Genomic DNA, 23,537 nt, shown 5'->3' with positions numbered 1-23,537 from the left:
CGCTCCGAATCGAACCGTCTCCCCCGGAGCGCCGGGGTGCGACTCGCGGAGCGAGTCGCCTACCTTGAGCGCTGTATGCGGATCGTGCGCGCCGCCGCAGGTTGGATGAGCTACAATCGAACCATGGATCCCACGCAGCGCCGCACGGCCGTCCTCGTTCAGCTCCCGATCCCGCCCCTCGGCCCGGCCGCCGTGCGGGGGAACGTGCCGCTCGCCGGCGCGTACCTCAAGCTGTGGGCCGAGAAGCAGGGGCTCGGCCGCGACTACGACATCCAGGTGTTCCCCGGACGCGAAGCGAACGCGCTCGGCGACCACGCGCTCGTCGCGGCCCTGCTCGCCCGCGACCCGTGGATGCTCGGGTTCACCTGCTACGTGTGGAACATCGAGCGCACGTTGTGGGTCGCCGCCGAGTTGAAGCGGCTGCGGCCGGACCTCGTGATCGTCCTCGGCGGCCCCGAGATCACCCCCGACAACGCCTGGGTGCTCGACACGCCGCACTACGACCACGCGGTGATCGGCGAGGGCGAGCAGACCTTCGCCGCCCTGTTGGAGATGCTCCGCGACACCCCGAAGGCCGACCGCTGGTCGCTGCCGCTCGCCGCGTCGGCGGGCGCGAGTCACATCCCGGGGCTGTACACGCCCGCCCCGACCGGCCCGCGGTACGACCCGGCCCGCCGCCCCCTGCCCCGCACCCCGCTGCAAGACCTGAACCAGCTCGGCTCGCCGTACCTCGCCGGCCTCCTCGACCCGGGCGAGGAGCAGATGCTGCTGCTCGAAACGACCCGCGGGTGCGTGTTCAAGTGCAAGTTCTGCTACTACCCCAAGAGCTACGACAAGCAGTACTACATCGCGCACGACGAGATCCGGGCCGGGCTTCGGCTCGCCCGCGAGCGCGGCGTCAAGGAAGTGTTCCTCCTCGACCCGACGCTGAACCAGCGCCGCGACTTCGCCGAGTTCCTCACGCTGCTCGCCGAGGAGAACCCCGGCCACGGGTTCAGCTACTTCGGCGAGTTGCGGGGCGAGGGGGTCACGCCGCAGACCGCGAGGCTGCTCCGCGAGGCGAACTTCAGCGAGGTCGAGGTCGGGTTGCAGTCGATCGACCCCGACGCGATGCGGATGATGGACCGCAAGAACAACCTCAAGGCGTTCGAGCGGGGCGTGCGGGCGATGCGCGAGGAGGGCATCCGCGTGAAGGTCGACCTGATCGTCGGCCTGCCCGGCGACACCCGCGAATCGGTGCGCCGCTCCTTTCACTACCTCCGCGACGGCGACCTGTACAGTGACGTGCAGGTGTTCAACCTCGCGATCCTCCCCGGCACCGCGTTCCGGCAAGAGGCTCCTGAACTTGGCATCCGCTTCCAGCCGCGGCCGCCGTACTACGTCCTCGAAACGCCGACCCTCAAGCGGACCGACCTGTTCGAATTGATGCGTGAGGCGCAGGAGTCGTTCGACGTCGAGTTCGACGCCCAGACGCCGCCGGTGCTGGACTTCGACACGGCCGACGGTCCCGCCCGCGTCTGGAAGGTCGATCTCGACGCGATCAAGCCGGCCGTGCCGCCGCACCCGGCCCGCCGGGCGCAGGCGTTCACACTCTGGCTGACCGCCGCGCACCTCGCACGCCACGCGGACCTCGCGGCGCGGTGCATCAAGCAGGTGCTCGCCGAAAACCCGTACACGACGCTCCAGGTGGTCCTCGACGCGACCACTGGCGACCCGGCGGCGCTCCGCGAGTCGGTCACCCCGGCGCTGCTCGAATCGCTGCTGGCTGCCGCGCTGGAGCGGCCCACGTACCTGGACAAGTATTACGCGCTCCAGCCCGGCCGCACGAACGGCGCGAAGCGGCTCGTTTTGATCCTCCCGGGCAGCCACCGGGACGCTCTGGACACCGACTGGGTGGACGCGATCGGCGCGACCGCCTCGCTCGTGTGGCGCGGCCTCCCCGAGTGCGCCGCGGCGGAACTCGAAACCTTCGAGTACGCCTGGCCGGGGTGATCCCGCACTTCCCGGCCGCGGGCACAGTAGGCGAGTCGCACCCCGGTGCGACACAACCAGCCGGTGATGCTCCAATCGCGTTTGGTGTCACTCGCGGAGCGAGTGACCTACTTTACCCGGCCCCCGCCACTTTCAGCGCGCACGTCGCATTGACCGCGACGCCCCCGCGGGCTATCTCCGCGGTTCAGCACGGACCAATCCGGCGGGACCGAGGGGGCCACATGGCGACGGGGCGCACATTCCGGGCGGTCGCGGTTCTCGGCGTCCTCGCCTCGGCGGGGTGCGTGGACCGCCGGTTCATCATCGAGTCGAACGTCCCCAACGCGCAGGTGTACGTCGACGACCGGCCGGTCGGGGCCGCGCCCTCGCACTCGTCGTTCGAGTACTACGGCAACTACACCGTCACGCTCGTGCAACCGGGGTACGAGACGCTCACCAAGCGGGTCCACGTCCGGGCCCCGTGGTACGCGTACCCGCCGTTCGACCTGCTGGCCGAGGTCGTGTGGCCGTTCCACATCCACGACGTGCGGCGGTACTACTTCGAGATGCACGAGGCGACCAAGACGCGGACCGACGACCTGCTGAACAGCGCCGAGGCGCTGCGGCTCCGCGGGCAGAACCTGCCTTCGCCCGAGCGGCCGGCGCTCCCGAAGGTGAAGCCCGGCCCCGCCCCGGTCCCCGCCCAGCCGACCGACCCGAACGTGCCGCCGTTCCCGCAGCCGGGCAGCGGCGCGATCCTGCCGCCGCCGCGGGCCGACGAGCCGCCGCCCGGGATCGTCCCGAAGGTCGGGCCGTGAGACGGGCGTCCGGATTCGGGAATCCGGAGTCCGGAACAAAAAGCTGAGGCCGGGGGGCAGCGGTTGCACCCGCTGCCCCCCGGCCATTTTCCAACTCCCGGCCCGCGGTTCCCGTCTCCGGGTTACGACCCCGTGCGCTCGGGCCGCAGCGCCCGGACCTGCGCCCCGGCGAGCCACATCTCGCTCTCGGCGACTTCCTTCAGTTCCTTTTCGAGCTGGACCCGGTAATCCGGGCGGCTGTTGGCGTCCAGCGTCCGGCGGGCCTCCTCGCCGCTGGCGACCGACTGGTACAGCTTCTGGAACGTCGGCTTGCTCGCGTCGCGGAACGCCTTGAACCAGTCGAGCGCGCCGCGCTGGGCGGTCGTCGAGCAGTTCGCGTACATCCAGTCCATCCCCTTCTCGGCGATGAGCGGGTACAGGCTCTGGGTCGCCTCCTCGACGGTCTCGTTGAACGCCTCGCTCGGCGAGTGGCCGTTCTCGCGGAGCACCTCGTACTGCGCCAGCCACAGCCCGTAGATCGCGCCCATGAGCACGCCGCGCTCGCCGGTCAGGTCCGACACCACTTCCTTCTTGAACGTCGTCTCGAACAGGTACCCCGAGCCGATCGCGATGCCCAGCGCCAGGCACCGCTCCCGGGCGCGGCCGGTCGCGTCCTGGTGGACGGCGAACGAGCTGTTGATCCCGCGGCCCTCGAGGAACAGCCGGCGGACCGTCGTGCCCGAGCCCTTCGGGGCGCAAAGGATCACGTCGACGTCCGGCGGCGGCACGACCAGGGTCTGGTCGTTGAACACGATCGAGAAGCCGTGCGAGAAGTACAGCGCCTTGCCCTTGGTGAGCTTCGCCTTGATCTTCGGCCACATCTCCTTCTGCCCGGCGTCGGACAGCAGGTACTGGATCACGGTGCCCTTCTCGGCGGCCTCTTCCGGGTCGAACAGCGTCTCGCCCGGCTTCCAGCCGTCCTGGAGGCACAGGTCGTAGGCCTTGCCGCCCTTGCGCTGGCCGACGATGACCTTGATCCCGTTGTCGCGCATGTTGAGCGACTGGCCCCGGCCCTGGACCCCGTACCCGACGACGGCGACGGTCTCGTCCTTCAGGATCTGGCGCACCCGGTCGAGCGGGTAGTCCGCCCGCTCGACGCACTGCTCGACCGTGTCACCGATGCGAATCTCTTTCATGTCGCCCTCACTGGAGACGCGGCCCCGGCGGGCCGCGAGAAACTGCGTGGTGTGAATCTAATCGTGAGATCACTCGGCGTCAAGAATCTTGACAGCGAGATACTCCTCTTTAAACTTTCCGACATGAACACGACCGACGCCCGCGACGTGATCGACGACCTCCTCGCCGCGTGGCAGGAGACCCGCCCCGACCTCGACCCGACCCCGCTCGCGGTCGTCGGCCGGGTGATCGTACTCGCCCGGCACCTGGAGCAGAGCGTCGGCGCGGCGCTCGACAGGCACGGCCTGACCCTCGGCCAGTTCGACATCCTAGCGACGCTCCGCCGGCACGGGCCGAAGGGCCGGCTGACGCCGAGCGAGTTGCTCGGCAGCGTGATGCTCTCGAGCGGCGGGATGACGGCGCGGCTCGACAAGCTCGAAGAGGCGGCGCTCATCACCCGCGGCCCGGACGCCGACGACCGCCGCAAGGTCGTCATCGAGCTGACCGCAAAGGGGAAGCGGCTCATCGACACCGCGACCGTGACCCGCTTCGACGAGGCGAAGGGGTCGCTCCCGAAGCTGCCGCCATCGGAACTGGAGACGCTGGAGGTGCTACTGCGAAAGTGGCTCGCCTCGCTGGAGGAGCCGGGCGCTTGAGGTTGGGATTAGTCCTCGCTCAACGTCTTGCGCTGCTCGGCGACGAATGCCCGGCACACCAGGACCGTGAGCCACACACCCAGAATCAGGAACGCCCAAAAGCAGCACGCACAGCCCGGCGGTCCGTCCTCAACAAACGCCGGGTCCGGGGGGCTCCCGTCGGTGCCGGTTGGTTCCCCTTCTCTCACTCGTCCACCACGTCCTCGATCTTCGAGATCGCCACGACCTCCGTGCGGCGGATCAGGACGCGCTTGCGGTTCCGCTTGATGCCGGTCGCGACCGACTCGGCGACGTACAACTCCCGCGTCGTGTCGGTGTCCCGCAGGTCGTGGAAGTCGGCGTTCTTCAGCTCCAGGTAGTGCTCGTCGTACCGCGTCAGCTTGCCGAGGCAGACGTAGGGGCTGACGAGGTCGACCACGACCTTCGATTCCAGGTACTCGTCGAGCACGTTGTCACCTCCCGCGGGTCGGGCACCGGGGGAATTGTAGAGGGAAAATCGGCCTCGCGGCGACCGGGGCGGCCGGGTATACCGCCGCGGCTTGCCCATCCGCCCCGGAGCCCCCGCCCGTGAGCTTCCCCCGATTCGCGCTGTGGTCGCTCTGCCTCGTACCGGCGTACCTCGTCCTCGCGGCGGTCGTCCCGCCGTTCGACGACGAGTTCTACTACTGGTGCTGGTCCCGCGACCTCCAGTGGAGCTACTACGACCACCCGGCGATGGTCGCGTACATGATCCGGGCGGCGACCGAGGTGTTCGGGCACAGCGTGCTGGCGATCCGCCTCCCGGCGGTCCTGAGTTCATGGGTCGTGGTGCTCGTCATCGGCTGGCTGTCGCGGCCGCGGAACCTGCTGCCGCTCGTGCTGCTCTCGCCGATGCTCACGTTCACGGCCGTGATGGTGACGCCCGACACGCCGCTGCTGATGTTCTGGGCGCTATACCTCGCGTGGCTCGTGAAGACGCACGAGCGGCTCACCCCGAGCGCAGCGGTCGCGACCCCAAGGCTTTCCCTGAGGTGGTGGGCCCTGGGCGGGTTCGTCCTCGGGTGCGGGGTGCTCGGCAAGTACACGACGGGCCTCGCCGCGCTCGCGGGCACCGTGAGCTTCCTCGCCGCCGGGAGCCCGCGGCGGTGGTTCGCGGGGTACGCGCTGCACGCCGCGGTCGCGCTCCTCACGGCGTCGCCGATCCTCGTTTACAACGTCCAGCGCGGCTTCGCCCCCCTGCTCTACCAGTGGGGCCACTCGATGAGCAGCCCCGAGCCGGGGGTGGCGAAGTTCGCCGAGTTCGTCGGGTGCCAGGCTCTCCTGCTCGGAACGGTGCCGTTCGTGGTGTTCGTGTGGGCGCTGCGGAACCACCGCGAACTCCTCGCCGACCCGCGGTTGCGGCCGCTGGCGTGCCTGTTCGTGCTCCCGTTCGCGTTCTTCCTGTTCAAGGCGACCCGCGGGCACCTCGAGGGGAACTGGGCGTTCCCGTGCTACCTCGCGTGCTGGCCGCTCGCCGCGGTGTGGTACGACCGGGTGAAGGAATCGGCGTGGTGGCGGTGGGGCGTGCGGGCCGGGTTCGCGCTGCCGGTCGGGGCGACCGCGTTCCTGGCCGCCCACGTGATCGAGCCGCTGCCGGTGGTGCCGCCGGCGGCCGACCGGCCGGCCCGACAGGTCGCAAAGGTGGAAATCGCGCGCGAAGTTGCGGACGACCTGCGGGCCGCCGGTTACACTGGGCCGGTCCACGCCGCCAGTTACCAGTGGGTCGCGCTGCTGCGGTGGCACGGGGTCGACGCCCGCCAGATCCCCGGCGCGACCCGCCCGAGCCACTTCACGGAGCAGCCGACGCCGCCGGGCGACCCGGACCGGTCGGTCGTGTTCCTGGAGGCCGCGGCCCCTCAGCCGGGGGTCGCCGAACTGCCCGGGTTCGGGCGGACCCGGGCCGCGACCAGCTTCGTCATGCAGGTCCGCGGGTGGAACTGCACCGTGTGCTGGCTGGTGGACTGTTCCGAGCGCGGCGTCGGGCTGGGCCGGCACCGCCGCGGCGAGGTCGCGGGCCGGGCGGCCCCGTGCACCGGCGGCCCAGCCCGATAGAACGATTGCTTCGCCAACCCCCGCAGCCGTGCCCCATGCGCCGCCGATACGTCAAACCCACGCAGCTCCCGGACCTCCCGGAGCACTTCGTCTCGGACCCGGCCCAGCTCCCGGCGTGCCTGGAGCACCTCGCGGCCGCCCCGGTCGTCGGGTTCGACACCGAGTTCGTCGGCGAGGACGCCTACCGGCCCGAGCTGTGCCTCGTGCAGGTCTCGACCGCCGAGCACCTGTTCGTCATCGACCCGTTCGGCGTCGGCCCGCTCGACGAGTTCTGGAACCTGCTCCTCGACCCGAAGCGGAAGACGGTGCTGCACGCGGGCCGCGAAGACGTCCGCATGTGCTTCTTCAAGGCCGGGAAGCCGCCGGCCGACGTGTTCGACGTGCAGATCGCCGCGGGGCTCGTCGGCATGACGTACCCGATCGGGTACGCCGGGCTGGTCAGCGACGTCCTCGGCCAGCGGATGACCAAGGGCGAGACGCTCACGGACTGGCGGCGGCGGCCGCTGCACCCGGCCCAGGTGCGGTACGCCTTCGACGACGTGCGGTTCCTGCTGCCGGCCTGGAAGAAGCTCACCGACAAGCTCAAGCGGCTGAAGCGGCTCGACTGGGCGACCGAGGAGTTCGCCACGAGCGTCCGCCGGGCCATCGGCGACGAGGAGACCGCGGCCGAGAAGTGGCGGAAGGTCAAGGGGATCGGCGGCCTCGACCGCCGCGGGCTGGCCGTGGCCCGCGAGGTGTTCGGGTGGCGCGAGCAGTTCGCCGAGCGGGTGAACCGGCCCCCCCGGCAGCTCCTCCGCGACGACATCCTCGCCGAGATCGCCAAGCGCGGCCCGACGCGGACCGAGGACCTGTCGTCGTACCGCGGGATGCCGCAGAAGGAAACCGAGCGGATCCTGGAGGCCGTCCGGCGGGCGCGGGAGCTGCCGCTGGAGGACTGCCCGGAGCCCGAACTCCGCGACAACGACCCGCCCCACGTCACGCTCCTCGGGAGCCTGCTCGGGGTCGTCCTGAACGACTGGTGCACGCGGAACAAGCTCGCGGCGAACCTCGTGGCCTCGGGGTCGGACCTGCGGGCGGTGGTCCGGAGCCGCGTGTTCGGCGAGCCGGTGCCCGACGTGCCCCTGACCCGCGGGTGGCGGGAAACGGCCGTCCTCAGCGAGCTCCAACGGATCCTCAACGGCGAGACCGCGATCCGCGTGGAGAACCCGCGCGCCGCGGCCCCGCTCGCGTTCCTCCCGGTCGCCCCGGACCCGCCGAAGGTGGCGAAGTCGGAACCGAAGTTGGCACTCCCCATTGCCCCGCCCGATCCGGTATGATGTGCTGGACCGAGCCAGCAGCCCGCGCGCCCTGCCGAACCGATCCGGAGTGACCGGGGGAATCATGTCCACCGCGCTGAAGTGCCCGAACCCGAGCTGCCCGTACCTGTTCGACCCGTCGTCGGTCCCCCCGGGGGTCGTCCTGGCGTGCCCGCGGTGCGGGATGCGGTTCACCCTCGGCACCCCGGCCGCCGCGGCCCCGCCCCCCGGCCCCTATGGGTCGGCCCCCACGGCGACCTTCGGCGGCTACCCCGGCACCGCCCCGGGGTACGGCGCGCCCCCCGGGTACCCGCCCGCCCCCCAGCCCGGCTACCCGCCGCACGGGGCACCGCCCGCGCCGGCCTACGCCCAGGCCAACCGCGCCCCGCAGAAGCCGCTCAACCCGACCTTCGGCGACATGACCCCGGAGACCGCCCGGGCCGACGGCGAGGAGGGGCCGCGGCTCCCGGTCCGCTCCTCGAAGCTCCAGACGTACCTGCTAATCGGCGTCGGCATCGTCTCGCTCTGTTCCGCCGGCGTCGCGATCTGGTACAAGGTCACGCACCGCAACCCGTCGGGCTACGGCTCCGGGAGCGTGGTCCTCAAGGACAAGGAGAAGAACTTCTCCCTGGAGCCGCCGCCCAAGCCGTGGACCCGCGACGAGGACATGCGGACCAAACTCACCGCCCCCTACATCCACGTGTTTCGCCGCGAGGACCCCGAGGCGTACATCGCCATCGGCGCGCGGGACTACCCCAACACCTCCCCGCGGCCGAGCGACCTCGATGCCGTGTTGAACCAGGCACTCGACAAGATCCTGGAGCGGGACACCCGCAAGCAGTACGACCTGACGGGGGGCGACAAGACCTGGATGGGCCAGGAGTGCCGCGGGTACAAGTTCGAGGGCGTCCTGAAGGGCGGCGGCAAGGTCGAGGGCGACGCCCGCGCGTTCGGGCACAAGGGGGTGGGCTACTGGTTCGTCTCGTGGACCGGGGCGGGCGACATCTACGAGGAGCAGAAGGCCATGTTCGCCGAGGCCCGGCGGCGCTGCACCCTCCTCGAACTCCGCAAGGACTGGAAGGAGAAGCAGTCCCCGGTGGTGCCGTTCAAGAACACCGAGGTCCCGTACACGATCCTCGACGCCGAGGGGATGTGGGAGGAGGTGGCCGACGAGCGGCGGATCAAGGACGAGGACCCCAAGGCCGACAAGTACCTCGTCACCAAGAAGAACCGCAAGAAGGAGATCAACGACGAGGCGGAACTGGTCGTCCTGCTCCTCGACGGGGGCGGGAGCCCGCTGGCCGACGCCCGGGCCTACGTCGAGGCCCAGGCGAACCTGATGCCCGACGTCCGCGGGAAGAACACGTTCGTCGACCACGCCGGCTCGCTGGAGGGCGACCCGACGCCCAACACGGTCGACGGCAGCGCCGAGTTCGTCCTGCTCAAGAGCGAGAACAGCCTCGACCGCCAGCACGCCTGGTTGTACGCCATCTCGGCCATCAAGGTCGGGGCCAAGACCGTGGCGGTCGTCGCCAAGTGCCGGTGGAGCGACCGGGCCGCGTTCGACACCAAGTTCGTGCAGATCGTGAAGTCGCTCCGCGAGAACTGAGCGACCCGCACGCACGCCAGGAGCAGACCCCGATGCCGCCCGCCGAGTCGTTGCTCGGGTCCGGCCCCGCGATCGGGGCCGTGCGCTCCGCCGTCGCACGGGTCGGCCCCACCGACGCCACCGTGCTCGTCCACGGCGAGACCGGCACCGGCAAGGAACTCGTCGCGCGGGCCGTCCACGCCGCGAGCCGCCGCGCCGGCGGTGCGTTCGTCGCCGCGAACTGCGGGGCGTTCGTCCCGGGGCTGGCGGCGAGCGAACTCTTCGGCCACGCGGCCGGTGCGTTCACCGGGGCGCTCAAGGCCCGCCGCGGGAAGTTCGAGGCCGCGCACGGCGGCACCCTCTTTCTGGACGAGGTCGGCGAACTCCCGCCCGACCTCCAGCCCCTGCTCCTCCGCGTGCTGCAAGAGCGGGTCGTCGAGCCGGTCGGCGGCGACCCGGTCCCGGTGAACGTCCGCGTGGTGGCCGCCACGAACCGCGACCTTGCCGCCGACGTCGCGAGGGGGCGGTTCCGGGCCGACCTCTTCTACCGCCTGAACGTCTTCCCGGTCCGCGTGCCGCCGCTCCGCGAGCGCGCCGGCGACGTCGCCGAACTGGCGGCCCAGTTTCTGCGCGAGTTCGCGGGAGCACACGACCGCCCGGCCCGCGAGCTTTCGATCACTACGCTGCGGCTCCTGGCCGCGCATACTTGGCCGGGGAACGTCCGCGAGCTCCGCAACGTGATCGAGCGGGCCGTGATCCTCTCCACCGGGCCGGAAGTGGCGGTGCCGCAAGAGTGGCTCGGCGGGAGCCCCGTCGCGACGGGCCGAACGTGGGCGGCCGAGGAGAAGGCCCGCATCCTCGACGCGCTCCGGGCGGCGGGCGGGCGCGTCTACGGGCCGGGCGGTGCGGCGCAGCGGCTCGGGCTCCGGCCGACCACCCTCTACGGCAAGATGCGGAAGCACGGCCTCAGCAAGGACGCGGCCTCCTGGCAGTGACCGCCGCGCGTCACCCGACCACATTTCGTCGCCGCTCCCCCGCTCCGGGCCTTCATTTCCAGGCGTTTTTCACCGGCACGGCGCGTGCCTTGGGGGCCACCGGTTCCACACTCACAACCGGAGGTTCCTGCAATGGCCCACGTCGTGACCGAGCCGTGCCGCGGGTGCAAGTACACCGACTGCGTCGCGGTGTGCCCGTGCGAGTGCTTCTACGGCGACGCCGACCAGCTCTACATCGACCCCGGCGACTGCATCGACTGCGGCGCGTGCACGGCCGAGTGCCCCGTGAGCGCGATCTTCATCGAGGACAGCGTGCCCGAGCGGTGGCGGCACTTCGTGCCGCTCAACGCCGAGCGCGTGCGGGCCCTCAAGAAGGTGCCCGGTGCGCACGTCACGGAGAAGGTCGGGCGCGGCGCGGGGTGAGCCCCGAAGGGGTGGTGAGCCGAGCGAGTGACAACGGGCTGTCACTGCCAGTGACAGCCCGTTGTCACTGTTCCCCGGGAGCGGGCGCGGCACGGGGCCGCACTTTCCTCTGACATTTCTAGTGTTTTCCGTGAATACGCGACACACCGAAGCCACTTACGATAATTATTACGACAAAGATTATCAACAAGGTAAACATTAAGTTATTTCGCTGCGGCCCGGGATTTTTTTTCGCCCACATCCGGACGGGGGGTCGGTCGTAACTGCTTACCGGGGCGCGGTGTCCAGAAACCGGCCCCGACGCTGCGACGCGGGGACGAGTTTCGGCCGCCCGCCGGCACCTTGACACCCCTTTTGGCCCCTTTCTATGATGCCCACGTCAAACCGGGCCGCCGCCACCGATCGGGCGGTTGTAACACCACCTGCGTTCCGGTTCCCGCGCCGCGACTGACCCCTCATCGCGGCCGACATTCGCCAGATTGACGAACTATTCCGTGGCCCTACCGGGCGAGTCCGGCCCTGCCGTTCGCCGTGTGAGGAGTGCCCATGCTCTCCGCCGACCCCGTCACCGAGTTCCGGCACGCGTGGCTCCCGCACATCACGTGCGAGGGGCTGACCCGACTCGTGGACCTGTTGGAGAAGAGCAGCCCGTTGTTGATCCACGGGTCGTTCACGCGGGCCATGCCGATGGGGTGCCTCGCGTCCCACATCGCCTGGAACCACCCGAACACCCGGCACCTCAACCACGAGGCGGGGGTCGTGTGGCTCACGAAGGTGGCCGGCCTGAACCCCGCCACCTCGAGCGTGATCCTCGCGTGGGACGCCGCCGGCCGCGGCGACTTCGAACTGCGGTCCCGGCTCCTCGACGCCTGCCGCGAGGGCCGGCACGCGGCCCCGGAACCCGAACCCGTTGCCTGCTGAGCCGCCCATGCTGCAACGAGTGCTCGAACCCGAGGTGATGGACACCGCCGAGGACGCCCGCGACTACGACGCGATGGACCACTCGGCCGTCAACCGCCTGTTCGCGACCGACTTCCTCGCCCTCTGGACCGGCACCTCACCGGTCCTCGACGTCGGCACCGGGACCGCCCAGATCCCCATTCAAATCTGCCACCAGATCAACGGCCGCACCGTCCGCATCGTCGCCATCGACCTCGCCGACCACATGCTCGCCCTGGCCCGCGGGAACGTCGCCCGGGCCGGTGTCGCCGACCGCGTCGCGCTGGAGAAGGCCGACGCCAAGGGCTTCGCGTACCCCGACGGCCACTTCGGGGCCGTCATCTCGAACAGCATCGTCCACCACATCCCCGACCCGGCCGCCTGCTTCGCCGAGATGCACCGGGTGTGCGCCCCGGGGGGCACCCTCTTCGTCCGCGACCTGCTCCGGCCGGCCGACGAGGGGACGCTGCGGAAGCTCGTGGACACCTACGCCGCCGGTGCGAACGCGCACCAGCGCAAACTGTTCGCCGAGTCGCTGCACGCGGCCCTCACCCTCGACGAGGTCCGCGCCCTCATCGGCCGCCTCGGCTACGCCCCCGAGACGGTGCGGGCGACGTCCGACCGGCACTGGACCTGGGCGGCTGTTCGTTCTGGGTGAAGTCTCACGATGGGGCAATCTGGGAGCGCCTGCGAACTTGTAGGGGCGCGGTAAGTCGTTCCCGCAAAACACTTCCGGCGAGCGGCACGCGGCGTGCTTAGTACCTTTCCACCGGGCCAACGAACTCTTGAACGCCCGGCTCCCGAGGACATAACGATGCTGACGAGCGCTGGCCTGTCCGACCACGGCACCCTGCTCGCCCCCGTTGAGGAGTTCCGCACCGTCACCCGGGATGACCACCGCGACGCCGTTCCCGCCGACTTCGGCGACCTGTGGATCGACCTCGGCGGCGGCGACTGACCCCTACACGTTCCGAAAACTCGCGGCCCCGGCGGAACCACCTGGTTTCGCCGGGGCCGCTGTGCTTTGTGGGGGACACACGTCCCGGAACGCAACTCCCCGTTCTCGCCAAGATGTGATACCGGATCGCGTGGATTCTAATCCGTTCTGTAGCCGGCCTCTGTGAGGCCGGGCGTGTGCGAGTCCCACAGGCCCGGCCTCACAGAGGCCGGCTACAGTTAGCAATCAACAAGACTTGGTATGAGTTCCCTTGCTGTGGGCGAAACCCGCCACGGGCCAATCAGGACTGCCCAGCCCGCCCACTCGCCGCCGCCTGCGGTTGTAATCCCTTCGCGACTTTCTTCCCGACGGCTGGAGTTCTTACCGGTCGCGTTGCAGAAACTCCAGCCGCGGGCGTCAGACCGCGTCGAGGGTGATGCCGCCGAGCGCGAGGTTCAGGCCGAACCCGCCCGTGATGGTGTCCCCGATGATCGGGTCCAGGAACTGCACCGCGAACGCGCCGCCGGTCCCCTGGGTGAGCAGCGCGAGGTTCACGAACCCGCCGCCGTCGCTCGTGTCGATGTGCGTGGTCGCGTGGTCGGCGACCTGACTCCCGGTCAGGAACGTCGTGAAGGTGCCCGTCGGCCCCGTGCTCGCGAGCGTGGCGAGCCCCGTGGCGGTGTTGATCGCGTAGACGCCGATGCGGACCTGGGGGTTGCTCGGGTCCGTCACCCGGTCGACCGCGGTGAACACCAGCTCCTTGAACCCGTCGGCGTCGGTGTCCACGACCGCGATCCGGGCGTCGCGCTCGATCGTCTTCCCGCCCGCCCCGGTGACCGACCCGAACGGCGCGAACGGGGTCCCGTCGCCGGTCAGATCCAGCTCGGCGAGCGCGCTGCCGGCGAGCGTGAACACCTTGAGCTTCACCGACTTGTTCGGGTTCGACGCCCCGACCGGGCCGCCCCGGGTCACCGCCACCTCGGCCCGGTTGTCCTTGTTGAAGTCGCCGGCCTCGACCACCACCCCCTTCTGGTACGTCGCCCCGAACGGCGTCAGCAGCGAGCCGATCCGGGTGTCGCCCGAGCCGCCCGGGTCGGCCCCCGCCGACACCACGACGAGCCGCCCGTACTCGGGTAGCCCGCCGGCCGCGCCGCCCCCGCGGGTGCCGGCGACGAGGTCGATCGTGGCGTCGCCGTTGACGTCGCCCACCGCGATGTTCAGCCCGTTCCGGTACGGGTCCGGCGAACCGCCCGGGCCGTCCGACTGCGCGAACGGCGTGAAGGTGTGGAGCACCGTCGCCGTGCCGCTCTGGAGCGCCTCGCCGTCGAACACGAACACCTTCCCGGCCTTCGAGGCGTCGAGGCCCTTCACCCCGCCGGGCTGCGCGGCCGCCACGAACACGTCGGCCGTGCCGTCCTTGTCGAAGTCCCCGAGCGCGACCGAGACGAGCCCGGTGTACTGGCCCGCGTCGGTGTCGAACGGGCGGAAGTCCTCGACCACCGCCGCGCCGGTCGCGGAGTCGAGCAGGCTCACGGACCCGTCGGCCGCGCCGACCGCGAACGTCGCGGGCGTCAGGCGGGAGTCGAGCGGTTCGACGCACAGGTGGGAGCGGAGAGAAGCAGCGGGGCGATTGACGAGCTGTCGCATCAGAGGGGTACTCGGCGCTGGGGAGAGGGTGGGCGAAGGCGCGCGTGGTTCGGATCGTGCCGCAAGTATAGACTGCGAGGGCGCTCGAAGGGAACAACGGCGCGGATTGTCGCCGAGCCCCCTTCCCCGCGGGAGTTGTGATGCCCACCGACTACGACCCGATCGCCGAGCTGTACCAACTGTCCAAGCGCCAGCCGTGGCGAACACACGTCGAGGCGCACACGTTCCTGGGACGCGTCGGCGACGTGACGGGGCGGGCGGTGCTGGACGTGGCGTGCGGCGAGGGGTTCTACACGCGACTGCTGAAGCAGCGCGGGGCGGCGCGCGTCGCCGGCGTCGACCTGTCGGCGGGAATGGTCGAACTCGCCCGCACGCAGGAGGCCGAGCACCGACTCGGCATCACCTATCAGGTCGGCGACGCCCGCAATCTGGCGTTCGACGGCGAGTTCGATCTCGTGGTGGCCGCGTACCTGTTGAACTACGCCCGCAACCGTAGCGAGCTTGCGGCGATGTGTGCGGGCATCGCACGGTGCCTGAAGCCGGGCGGCCGGTTCGTGACCGTGAACAGCAACCCCGCCACGCACTTCCCGACGCTGCCGTCGTTCCGCAAGTACGGCTTCGAGGTCTCGCACTCGGCTAGTGACGAGTGGCGCGAGGGCTCGCCGATCCGCTGGAAGTTCTACCTCGACGGGCAGGCGTTCGAGATCGAGAACTACTACCTCGGTGTCGCGGCCCACGAGGAGGCGCTGGCGGGCGCCGGCTTCCGCGACGTGCGCTGGCACGCCCCGCAACTCGCACCACAGGGCGAAGTCGAGTTCGGGGCCGACTTCTGGTCGCTCCTGCTCACGCAGTGCCCCGTGGCCTTCCTCGAATGCATGCGGTGACCATTCGCGAGCCCCAAACGAGAACCGCCCGGCCATGAGGCCGGGCGGCGGAGGACGTCACGTCACGGAGCGAGGATTAGTTCCAGTCGGCATCGAGGAGATCGCCGCCGGCCGGCGTGCAAGCCTTGCCGAAGGTGAACTGCGACACGCCGCTGCTGACACCGCGAACGCTCGCATCAGCCAGCGACACGAGGATCGAGCCGGCCTGCTGGGATTCCGCACGGCCAGCCGAGCAAAGCGGGGTACCGGTCGGCTTCACGCCGATGGCATACACGGTGCCCACATTGGTCGTCAAGACAGCGGTCGTAGCTGCCGTGGCCCAAGGGCAAGCGAAGCTCGCTTGCGTACCCGGTGCCGCGTACACCCCAGGAGCAGTTCCGACAGCCGTGGAGGAAGTGTTCGTGCTGCTGCAGGTTGCAACTCGCTGAGCTTCCATCACGGTGTTGCTCGCACCGTCCGAAATCGAGTTCAGGTTGGTGAAGCTCACACCCGAGGCGAACAGCAGCGGGTTCCAGGCATAGCTCGTGATTCCCGCGGTCGTGCCAATCGTTGTATCCGTCGGATCAGCATACGTCTTTACAAAGTTCGTTGCGAGCGAGTTGGCGGTGTAGATATTATTTTGCTCAATGTATGGGAGAATCAAGAAGTGAACACTCGCGACGACGGGTGCCGCCGGAGTCGCACCGGTAACCCCAGATGTGATTGGGAAACCCATGATCGGAAACTTCATGAAGCTGTCGTGGTAGTTGTGACAGCCGAGACCCATCTGCTTGAGGTTGTTGCTGCTCGTCATACGAGCGGCAGCCTCGCGGACCTTCTGCACGGCCGGCAGAAGGAGGCCGATGAGGATGGCGATGATCGCGATCACCACCAGCAACTCGATCAGCGTGAACCCTGCCCGTTTGCGGGCGAACTGCGACTTCATACGTGACTCCTGCTTCGAACTGGGGACGAGAATGGGTAAAAGGCCAACCCCGATAACGGGGAAGTTCAAGGACTCAACACCCGGGGCCGCGAGCGTTCCGCGGCCGCACTTGGCGGAGTGAAGGAGATTCGAGGTAGCGGAGGAGCGGGCTGTTTGCGAGCATGATTGCTTCAAAACGAGAGACAGGTGCTCACGTTTAAGTTGTGGGCGATTACCCGCGTTGTCCTGATCTGTGTCTAGCATTACAACGCCGGTCATGGGGTCCATCAAGCACGAAATTCTGAAAAAAGGTTCCGAAAACCGACACCGTCGCGTTTCTCGGAGCCAAGGTCCGACACTGTACGAGAACCCGGCACCGGACTCCCACCGGTGCAAACTCGGCCGACACGCTGTGGGGAATCCCGCACCAGTTCCGGGCAGACACAATTCCCGCAGTTCGGCAGTGCATCGCTCGATCACGCTTCGCGCTGAAGCGCGTTACGTGTTCTCCACCACTTCGCCGAGCCGCTCGACCCTTCTGCTGACTCAAGACCCCAACAGGAACTTGGGGGGACATACGTAAGCGGCCGGCGGAAGCGGACACGTTATCGCGAGATTCTCATCGCATCGCCCAGGGCACGCGCCCGTCACCGTTCCTCGATGCAGAACAGCGCGCGCTCGCCGCGCAGGAACAACTGCTTGCCGACCAACACGGGCGAGGCATCGACCGGCTCGCCGAGCTTGTTCACCGATAAGACGTCCAGCGTGTCGCCCGCTTTCAGCACCACCGTGACTCCGGAGCGGTCCGTGAAGTACACGCGGCCCGCGGCGGTGGCCGGGGAGCCGTAGAAGCTCTTCGCCTGCGGCAGGCGCTCCTGCTCGATGACAGGCTTCCCGGTCTTCGCGTCGAGAACCGTCAGCACCTCGCCGTTGCCGCCCGTGAAGTACAAACGCGAGCCGACCACCGCCGGAGACGGGACGTAGGGCGTTCCGGTGCCGTACCGCCAGTTCACCTTGCCGTCGGTGCCCAGGTCGCCCGTCGAGCCGAGCGGCACCGACACGACCGCCGAGCCCTTGTACCCGCTCATGCACACGACCGCGTCGCCGACCCGCACCGGCGACGGGATCGGGTTCACCGTCATGCCGCCGCACTGCCAGATCAGGTCGCCGGTCGCGAGGTCGTAGCTCCGGATCCGCGTAGTGCCGGACGTGACGACCTGTGTCTTCCCGCCGAACTCGACCACGAGCGGCACGTTCCAGGTGGTCTTCTCGTCCCGCTTCGCGACCCACCGGTCCTTGCCGGTCGCGGCGTCGAGACAGTACAGCGCCGAGTCCACTTCTTGATCGTAGTTCACGAGCAGCGCGCCGCCGGCGACCACGGGCGTGACGGCCTCGCCCCAGCCGAGGCGCGTGTGCATGATCCCGAGGTCGCGCGCCCACTTCAGGTTGCCGTCGAAGTCGTAGCAGAAGGTGCCGGCCGAGCCGAACGAGAGGTACAGGTGCTTGCCGTCGGTGGTGGGCGAGCCGCCCGCGTAGGAGTGCGTCTCGTGCGTCCCCTCGTGGGGGAGCCGCTCGGCCGCGACCTTCTCCCAGAGCACCTTGCCGGTGTTCCGGTCGAAGCAGAGCACGAGGAACTTGTAGAAGTTCGTCGGCGGCGGCGGAACGAGCTTGAACTTCGGGTCGGCCGCTGGGAGTTCGTCGGGCTTCGCGACGCGGTCCATCTTCACGGCGGTGGTCACGAACACGCGGTCGCCCCACACCACCGGCGTGCTGCTGCCCTTCCCCGGCACCTCGGCCTTCCAGCGGACGTTGGTGGTCGCGTCCCACTTCACCGGTGGGTTCGCACTGGGGGCGGAACCGTCGGCGTGTGGGCCGCGCCACTGGTGCCAGTTGGCGAGCTTGTCGGTTTCGTGGTCGGCCGCCCCGGCCGCTCCGCAGGCCGTGAAGAGCAAGACGAGTGCGATCCGCCGCATGTGATACTGCTCAGCGATAGTGGCGGAGAGAGCGTTACCGATCATACGCTCCTCGCATCGTTCCCGCTCGCAGAATTTCAGTTTCTGTGGGCACTCCGGCGGGTCGGGGGGATTCTTCTCGGAACCCCAACCCGAACCACGCTTCCGACGGGCCGCGAGCCACCAGCGGGCGGCGTTTGCCACGCCCATCGGCCGCAGGAAGCGGCGTGGTGCGGTGGGGTGCGGGAGGCAGCCGGACCGGCCCGCGGTCGAGAAGCCCAGCCGCACGGCGAGCCGGGAGCGTCAGCGACCGGAGGCACGCGCTGAGCAAGAACTCCGGTCGCTGACGCTCCCGGCTCGCCACGATCACGCCCTACTTCCCCGCGACCGGCACGATCTCGAAGTGGATGGTCTGCGGCTTCGCGGCGTCGCGGATCTTCGCGTCGGCGTCCTCGATCCGCGCCCCGAGGGTGACGAGCGCCTCGCGGGCCTTCTTGTCGTTCTTGTTGTTGTGGGCCTTCTGCGAGTTCATCCGCCACTGGCTCACGAGCTTCTCCTTGTCGTCAACCGCGTCGAGGACCGCTCGCATCTGGGCCGTGATCGGGTTGGCCTTCTTCCCCTCGCCCGTGACGGTCGTGAGGTTCAGCCCCTCGGCGAGTTGCTTCGCGGTGAACCGGCCCGACGGGACGCCGCCGACCTTCAGCGCGTAGTCCCCGTCCTTCAGCCCGGTCACCTTCAGCGTGTACTGGCTGAGCGCGAGCACGTCTTGGGCGATCGCGATTGCAGGCCGAGCGTCGTCGGCGATCGGGAACGGGAGGCACTCGTCGAGGCGGTCGAACGACACGCCCCCGTCGGCGGCCTTGAGGCTGGAGATCAGGCACCCCTTCGCCTCGACCCGGTCGGCCCCGGCGTCGATCGCCGCGCTGCTCACGAACCCGTCGGCCCCGAGCTGCTTGAGGAGCGCCGCGGCCATCATGAGCTGGCCCGGCGCACCGGGGTGGACCGGGTCGCCCAGGAGGTTCGCGCCCGCGGCCGGGTCCTTCTCCTGCGCCGCGAGGAACGCCCGCAGGTGCTCGACGCCGGCGACGGAGTCGTCGGCCGCGGCCGGCTTCAGGTCGGCGACGGCCGTCAGGAGCTTCTCCCGCGGCTTGTTCCTGGCCCAGACATCCACGAGGGCGTGGAACTGGTCGGCATACGGCACCCGCTCCTTCTCGCAGAACTCCTTGAGCCCGTCGGCGTACTCGGCGAGCCGCTGGTTCCGGGTGCCGGCCCTGGCGAGCGGCAAGCCGTCGTTCACCGGGCTGGCGGAGAGCACCACGGGGCGGGCCTCGGCCTTGCGGATCCGCTCGACCATGGCCCCCATGCTCTTGATGAAGGCATCGGGTGCCGTGTTGCCGGCATCGTTCATCCCGAGCTCGACCGAGACGATGGTGGGCTTCCACGCGGCGACGTCGTACTCGAACCGCGCGAGCGTGGACGGGACCGTGTGCCCGCCGACGCCCGAGTTGCGGAACGCGAACTTCGCCTTGGGGTACCGGGCGAAGCAGAACGCCTCGAAGTAGTTCGAGTGCAGGTGCTGGGCGGTGATGCTGTCGCCCGCCATGACCCAGAGGTCCCCGTCGCGGAGCGGGAACACGGGCTCGGCCGCGGTTCCCGCGGCGGCGAGCCCCAACAGCAGGGCCATCGAACACAGGCATCGCATGGGCGGACTCGGCGGTGGTTGGAGGGCGACGACCGGGCAGCACCTGTGATGGTAGGCGGGCGGGACCCGTTCCGCAACGCGCCGGCAACGCAACGGCCCACCCGGTGGAGCGGGTGGGCCGTTGGGGTCCGACGTGCGAGCCGGGGTCACGGCCCGATGGCGTTGCCGCCGCGCTCGCCGGTCCGGATGCGGACCGCGTCTTCGAGCGGCAGGACGAAGATCTTGCCGTCGCCGATGGTGCCGGTCTCGCCGGTGCGGGCCGAGTGCACGATGGCCTCGATGGCCGCCTCGACGAACGGCTCGTTGACGGCGATTTCGAGCTTCAACTTGGGCACGAGGCGGATCTGGACCTCGGTGCCGCGGTACACCTCGGTGTACCCCCGCTGGCGGCCGCACCCGCGGACGTCGCTGACGGTCATGAGGTAGACGTCGCGCTCGGCCAGCGCCTTCTGAACGTCCTCCAGTTTCTCCGGGCGGATGATCGCAACAACAAGTTTCATGGAATCAGGAGTGTGGGTTGTGGGGTGGTTGTGGGTTTAAGGTGCGCCCGCTCCCGCGGGGGCGGGCACGGGGAGGGGCCGCCCCCGCGTCGGGTGACGCGGGCGGCGACCCACGGGCTAGCGGCTCACACCTTCACCGCCTTCACGGGCTTGCCGAGGTGCTTCGTCAGCAGGGCCGACATCCGCTTGGCGACCTCCGCCTGGTCGCCGCCGCGGCACCGAAACGTGGTCCCGCGGACCGTGGTGACGTACGGGTACACGGCCAGGAAGTTCGGGTCGATCGGGCCGTCGGTCGGCTGGCACAGGTCGGTCCACACCTTCATCAGCTCGGACGGCTCGGTGCCGTCCACCTGCAGGTCGAACCGGCCGTTCCCCTTGGGCACGCTCGCGGCCCGCGGCTCGGCCGAGACGACCGCCACCGACTCGGTCGCCCCGCTGAAGTCGAACCCGACCTCGCCGTGCTCGGTCCGGTCCAGGCCGTCCGACTCGCCCTTGTCGCTGGCCTTGAAGTTCCCCAGCGTGATCGCCTGCGTCAGGACGCACAGGCCGAGGCTCAGCACGAAGGCGTAGACCACCGAGAACACCGACGCCTTGATCTGGATCATGAGCTGGGTCATGGACCCGGACTGGGCCGCGTCCTGCTTGTCGACGAGCGCCACCAGGGCCGCGAGCTCGGCGTTGAGCTTGTCCACGGTGCCCGTGGCGACGCCCGCCTCGTCCTGGGCCGCGACGAGTTCGGACTCGACCTTCTTGAGCGCGTCCTTGGCGTCCGCGAGCGCCTTGGCCTCGGCCTCGCGCTTGCCGGGGGTGCCGTCGGCGAACTTCTTCTCCGCCTCGTCCTTCGCCTTGGTCAGCTCCTCGATCTTCGGGGACAGTTCCTTCTCTTTGGCCTTGGCCTTCTCGTCCGCGGCGGCCGCCTTGTCCATCGCCTCCTTGACGACCTTGCTGGGGATGTCCTTCCCGTCCGCGTCCTTCCCGGTCGGCTTGAGCGTCTCGAACTTCGCGCGGTGGTCGCCGTAGGCCAGGAGGCCGTCGGTGCTGGCCGACTGGACGAGGGCCGAGCAGAACACGCCGGTGAGGATCGCACCCACGAACCCGCCGACCCCGTGGACGCCGAAGGCGTCGAGCGAGTCGTCGTAGCCCAGCACGTTCTTGAGGGCCACCGCGAGGTAGCACACCACGGACGCGGCGATGCCGATGCACACGGCCCCGCCGATGTACACGAACCCGCTGGCCGGGGTGACCGCGACGAGCCCCGCCACGATCCCCGACGCCAGGCCGAGGCCGGTCGGCTTGCCCTTGTGGACCCACTCGATCAGCATCCACGCGAGGCCCGCGGCCGCCGCGGCGGCCTGGGTCGCGGCGAACGCCGACCCGGCCAGGGCGCTACCGTTGAGGGAGCTCCCGCCGTTGAACCCGAACCAGCCGAACCACAGGAGCCCGGCCCCGAGGACCGTGAGCACCATGCTGTTCGGGTGGGCGATCATCTTCGGGTACCCGTGCCGCTTGCCCAGCACGAGGCAGCACGCCAGGCCCGCCATGCCCGCGGCGATGTGAACCACCGTGCCGCCGGCGAAGTCGAGGGCGCCCAGCTTCCCGAAGAACCCGATCGCCGCCCCGCCCCGCTTACCGGGCGGCACGCTCGGGTCGAACCAGTCCCACGCCCACACCATGTGCGCGAGCGGGCAGTACACGAACGTGACCCACAGGAGCATGAAGATGCAGAACGGCCAGAACCGGATCCGCTCGGCGATCGCACCCGAGATCAGGGCCGGGGTGATGATCGCGAACATCCCCTGGAAGATGACGTGGACGTAGACCGGGATGTCGTACGCCGGCAGCTTGTCGGTCGCCTCGACCCCCTTCAGGAACACGAGGTCCCAACTGAACCCGACGAACCCGCCGCCCTCGACCCCCATCATGTCCGGCAGCTTGATCACGCTCGGCCCGAACGCGAGCGCGTACCCGACGGCCAGCCAGTACACGCCGACGACCGCGAGGGCCGCCATGCTCTGCATCATCGTGGCCAGGACGTTCTTCCGGCGCACCATGCCGCCGTAGAAGAGTGCCAGGCCCGGGACCATGAGCAGGACGAACGCGCTGGAGGTCAGCATCCAGGCGCTGTCGCCGCGCTCCTTCCCGGTGACGAGGGCGGTGCCCGCGTCGGCGGCGGCCTTCTCGATGGCCTTCTTCCCCTCCTCCGAGCCCTTCTCGAGGGCGGTCATCTTGTCGCCGCCCCCGGCCTTGGCCTCGGTCGCGGCCTTCTCGGCGGCCTCGGCCTTGGTCAGCGCCTCCTTAACCGACTTCTCCGACGCCGCGAACCCGTCCTTCGCGGCCTTCTCGGCGGCCTCGGCCTTGGTCAGTGCCTCCTTGGCCGACTTCTCCGACGCGGCCAGACCGTCCTTCGCTTCCTTCGCGGTCTTCAGCGCCGAATCCACCTTCGTTGCCGCTGCTTTCGCGTCGTCCGCGGCCTTCGTCTTCAGTTCAGCGAGAGCAGTTTTGAGATCCTCAATGTCCTTGGGGTTGACCACAGCTTTCTTCGGCGGGTCGTCCTGCCCAGACTTCGGGCTTTGTGAATGTGCCCGGTTCGTGGGCATTGTCGCGCACACGAGGAAGAGGCTCGCGGCGATCAGCATCCGACGGGAACGCATCAGGTCACCTTTCGGGGGAAGAGTTAGGCGGCAACACCCAGGAAAGCGGCATTCGGTGAATGCTGGGATCTCGTGTTTCGGAACTTGCCGCGCAATGCATGGGCAGTGCCGATCTTGAGCAATATGCGAAGAAACGCATATCCCTTTACCTTGAAGCGAGATGCGACAACTCAGCGATCTGCAAAAACGTGAGGTGAAATGGGTAATGCCTAATTGTGCGGCTTAGCAGTGCAACGATTCGAGGCAGTCCTGCACTGTTTCGTATCGCATCGAAAGTGCGCGCTCGTCGGGCACCTGTTACAACCCCTACCGTCAACCGCCCAAATTCCGCGGAATACCCCGACGGGTCCGATTGTCGTGGTGAGGGACATCCGATGGAAGGTGTGCGGGGCAACGACTGCCCCGAGCGGCCGGCGGGTGCCTCCCCCGGTCGCGATCACCGTCCCGCCG

20 protein-coding genes are annotated in these 23,537 nt (G+C 69.3%); 12 read left to right on the top strand and 8 right to left on the bottom strand.

Annotation, left to right across the window (positions count from 1 at the left end; all coding sequences use genetic code 11):
* Nucleotides 1-105 precede the first annotated feature (105 nt).
* Nucleotides 106-1,992 carry a B12-binding domain-containing radical SAM protein gene (locus tag ACTIGN_RS09160; protein WP_439623031.1) on the top strand — a complete coding sequence of 629 codons (1,887 nt, stop codon included), beginning with the start codon at nucleotides 106-108 and terminating at the stop codon, nucleotides 1,990-1,992.
* Between the two features lie 221 nt (nucleotides 1,993-2,213).
* On the top strand, nucleotides 2,214-2,789 hold the full coding sequence (locus tag ACTIGN_RS09155; protein WP_439623029.1) for a PEGA domain-containing protein: 576 nt from the start codon (nucleotides 2,214-2,216) through the stop codon (nucleotides 2,787-2,789).
* Between the two features lie 122 nt (nucleotides 2,790-2,911).
* On the opposite strand, the gene ilvC is transcribed toward ACTIGN_RS09155, so the two are convergent.
* On the bottom strand, nucleotides 2,912-3,964 hold the full coding sequence (gene ilvC, locus ACTIGN_RS09150) for a ketol-acid reductoisomerase (protein ID WP_439623027.1): 1,053 nt from the start codon (nucleotides 3,962-3,964) through the stop codon (nucleotides 2,912-2,914).
* Nucleotides 3,965-4,087: 123 nt separating this feature from the next.
* On the opposite strand from ilvC, the gene ACTIGN_RS09145 reads away from it, so the two are divergent.
* Nucleotides 4,088-4,600: a MarR family winged helix-turn-helix transcriptional regulator gene (locus tag ACTIGN_RS09145; protein WP_439623025.1), complete on the top strand. Its 513-nt coding sequence runs from the start codon at nucleotides 4,088-4,090 to the stop codon at nucleotides 4,598-4,600.
* Between the two features lie 184 nt (nucleotides 4,601-4,784).
* Here the strand turns inward: ACTIGN_RS09145 and ACTIGN_RS09140 are convergent, their stop codons facing one another.
* A complete protein-coding gene (locus tag ACTIGN_RS09140) occupies nucleotides 4,785-5,048 on the bottom strand; it encodes a hypothetical protein (RefSeq protein ID WP_439623023.1) in 264 nt (87 codons plus the stop codon).
* Between the two features lie 119 nt (nucleotides 5,049-5,167).
* Here ACTIGN_RS09140 and ACTIGN_RS09135 point away from each other — a divergent pair, with 119 nt between their 5' ends.
* The 8 genes from ACTIGN_RS09135 to ACTIGN_RS09100 all read left to right on the top strand — a co-directional run bounded on the left by ACTIGN_RS09135 (nucleotide 5,168) and on the right by ACTIGN_RS09100 (nucleotide 12,868).
* Entirely contained in the window at nucleotides 5,168-6,670 is a 1,503-nt protein-coding gene (locus ACTIGN_RS09135; RefSeq protein WP_439623021.1) for an ArnT family glycosyltransferase, read from the top strand.
* Between the two features lie 35 nt (nucleotides 6,671-6,705).
* Nucleotides 6,706-7,986, top strand: coding sequence for a ribonuclease D (locus ACTIGN_RS09130; RefSeq protein ID WP_439623019.1), 1,281 nt, complete (start codon nucleotides 6,706-6,708; stop codon nucleotides 7,984-7,986).
* 64 nt (nucleotides 7,987-8,050) lie between these two features.
* The gene (locus tag ACTIGN_RS09125) at nucleotides 8,051-9,574 is read left to right on the top strand and encodes a BRcat domain-containing protein (RefSeq protein WP_439623017.1); all 1,524 of its coding nucleotides are present in this window, start codon (nucleotides 8,051-8,053) and stop codon (nucleotides 9,572-9,574) included.
* Between the two features lie 32 nt (nucleotides 9,575-9,606).
* Nucleotides 9,607-10,548, top strand: coding sequence for a sigma-54 interaction domain-containing protein (locus tag ACTIGN_RS09120; RefSeq protein WP_439623015.1), 942 nt, complete (start codon nucleotides 9,607-9,609; stop codon nucleotides 10,546-10,548).
* 132 nt (nucleotides 10,549-10,680) lie between these two features.
* Complete coding sequence (locus ACTIGN_RS09115) at nucleotides 10,681-10,971, top strand: indolepyruvate ferredoxin oxidoreductase subunit alpha (RefSeq protein ID WP_439623013.1); 291 nt, start codon at nucleotides 10,681-10,683, stop codon at nucleotides 10,969-10,971.
* Nucleotides 10,972-11,517: 546 nt separating this feature from the next.
* Nucleotides 11,518-11,892: a hypothetical protein gene (locus ACTIGN_RS09110; protein WP_439623011.1), complete on the top strand. Its 375-nt coding sequence runs from the start codon at nucleotides 11,518-11,520 to the stop codon at nucleotides 11,890-11,892.
* Nucleotides 11,893-11,899: 7 nt separating this feature from the next.
* Nucleotides 11,900-12,568 carry a class I SAM-dependent methyltransferase gene (locus ACTIGN_RS09105; protein ID WP_439623009.1) on the top strand — a complete coding sequence of 223 codons (669 nt, stop codon included), beginning with the start codon at nucleotides 11,900-11,902 and terminating at the stop codon, nucleotides 12,566-12,568.
* 156 nt (nucleotides 12,569-12,724) lie between these two features.
* The gene (locus ACTIGN_RS09100; protein WP_439623007.1) at nucleotides 12,725-12,868 is read left to right on the top strand and encodes a hypothetical protein; all 144 of its coding nucleotides are present in this window, start codon (nucleotides 12,725-12,727) and stop codon (nucleotides 12,866-12,868) included.
* A gap of 396 nt (nucleotides 12,869-13,264) precedes the next feature.
* Here the strand turns inward: ACTIGN_RS09100 and ACTIGN_RS09095 are convergent, their stop codons facing one another.
* Entirely contained in the window at nucleotides 13,265-14,494 is a 1,230-nt protein-coding gene (locus ACTIGN_RS09095; protein ID WP_439623005.1) for a hypothetical protein, read from the bottom strand.
* Nucleotides 14,495-14,634: 140 nt separating this feature from the next.
* On the opposite strand from ACTIGN_RS09095, the gene ACTIGN_RS09090 reads away from it, so the two are divergent.
* Nucleotides 14,635-15,378, top strand: a complete 744-nt coding sequence (locus ACTIGN_RS09090) for a class I SAM-dependent methyltransferase (RefSeq protein WP_439623003.1) — start codon at nucleotides 14,635-14,637, stop codon at nucleotides 15,376-15,378.
* Between the two features lie 76 nt (nucleotides 15,379-15,454).
* Here the strand turns inward: ACTIGN_RS09090 and ACTIGN_RS09085 are convergent, their stop codons facing one another.
* The 5 genes from ACTIGN_RS09085 to ACTIGN_RS09065 all read right to left on the bottom strand — a co-directional run bounded on the left by ACTIGN_RS09085 (nucleotide 15,455) and on the right by ACTIGN_RS09065 (nucleotide 23,087).
* A complete protein-coding gene (locus ACTIGN_RS09085) occupies nucleotides 15,455-16,303 on the bottom strand; it encodes a DUF1559 family PulG-like putative transporter (RefSeq protein WP_439623001.1) in 849 nt (282 codons plus the stop codon).
* 626 nt (nucleotides 16,304-16,929) lie between these two features.
* Complete coding sequence (locus tag ACTIGN_RS09080) at nucleotides 16,930-18,255, bottom strand: outer membrane protein assembly factor BamB family protein (protein ID WP_439622999.1); 1,326 nt, start codon at nucleotides 18,253-18,255, stop codon at nucleotides 16,930-16,932.
* Nucleotides 18,256-18,607: 352 nt separating this feature from the next.
* The gene (locus ACTIGN_RS09075; RefSeq protein WP_439622997.1) at nucleotides 18,608-19,936 is read right to left on the bottom strand and encodes a GDSL-type esterase/lipase family protein; all 1,329 of its coding nucleotides are present in this window, start codon (nucleotides 19,934-19,936) and stop codon (nucleotides 18,608-18,610) included.
* 146 nt (nucleotides 19,937-20,082) lie between these two features.
* Entirely contained in the window at nucleotides 20,083-20,436 is a 354-nt protein-coding gene (locus ACTIGN_RS09070; RefSeq protein ID WP_439622995.1) for a P-II family nitrogen regulator, read from the bottom strand.
* Nucleotides 20,437-20,561: 125 nt separating this feature from the next.
* The gene (locus tag ACTIGN_RS09065) at nucleotides 20,562-23,087 is read right to left on the bottom strand and encodes an ammonium transporter (protein ID WP_439622993.1); all 2,526 of its coding nucleotides are present in this window, start codon (nucleotides 23,085-23,087) and stop codon (nucleotides 20,562-20,564) included.
* Nucleotides 23,088-23,537: the final 450 nt, after the last annotated feature.

Origin of the sequence: Gemmata sp., from assembly GCF_051859125.1 — a bacterium.
Taxonomy (GTDB): Bacteria; Planctomycetota; Planctomycetia; order Gemmatales; family Gemmataceae; genus Gemmata.
Note: the sequence above shows the minus strand (reverse complement) of the source record. Positions and strands in the feature narration are given on the sequence as shown.